A 935-nucleotide genomic window follows, 5' to 3' on the forward strand; every position below is an offset into this window, starting at 1 on the left:
ACGTATCTAATTGGTTTAAAAGGTTTTCCTTAGGATATCTCCTCGCAAAGTCTTCCTCACTCATTGTGATTCTATCCCATTCCGTAATTTTCAATTGAATCAACTCAGATATGTCATTATTTGGATATGACCTCCTTAATTCTTGAAATCTTCTTACTACTGAGCTATCAGNNAGATTTAAATAAGTCATAAGGGTTTAGACCAAAATCTATAATCTCAGCTAGAAATGCTTCATTTTCAATAGTTGAATAGCCTATGTACACAAAGTCAGTTTTCTGACTAATCTTCATCTGTTCTAAAACCGCTGGAATTATTAATCTGAACTCATAAATATTGTCTGGAACTTACACTCCGCAAACCTCTTTTCTAGCACGGATTTGCTCAATAATAATATCTCCATGATCGCGGGTATTTTCGATAAACAGCTTGCTCGTTCTTCTTCCCGCGCAAACCACTCCTGCAAGGTAAACACCTGGCAAAGGAGTCTCCAGTGTTTCTTCATTATGCAACGGCANNTGCAGCGTCATCGTCGGAAATAGGCAAACCTAAAGCCGCTAAAAGGGTATAGTTTGGCTCGTAGCCCGTCATGGCCAAAACAAAATCATTGGGAATCGTAAATGCCCCGTCGGGCCCTTCAAGTTCTACACGATCAGGGTAGATAGCTTTTACTTCTGTATTAAAGTGCGCCTTGATACTTCCCTCTGCAATGCGGTTTTCAACATTGGGTTTGATCCAATATTTTACTTTAGGGTATAGTTCGTGCTGCCGAATGGCCATGGTTACCGTCGCCCCTTTCTGATAAGTTTCCAATGCGACATCACAAGCAGAATTAGCGGCCCCTACCACCAAGACATCCTGCCCCACGTAAGGATGCGCATCATCATAGTAGTGTTTCACTTTCGGTAAGTCTTCTCCGGGAACGTTGAGCTTGCGGG

Annotated in this window: 1 pseudogene; it reads right to left on the reverse strand. The window is 41.9% G+C overall.

From position 1 onward, the window contains the following. Positions 1 to 516: 516 nt before the first annotated feature. Positions 517 to 897: pseudogene (locus ACRBG0_RS28040) on the reverse strand (NAD(P)-binding domain-containing protein); the annotation flags it as partial. Between the last annotated feature and the right edge of the window lie 38 nt (positions 898 to 935).

This window comes from Lewinella sp., from assembly GCF_050633125.1.
Classification (GTDB): Bacteria; Bacteroidota; Bacteroidia; order Chitinophagales; family Saprospiraceae; genus Lewinella.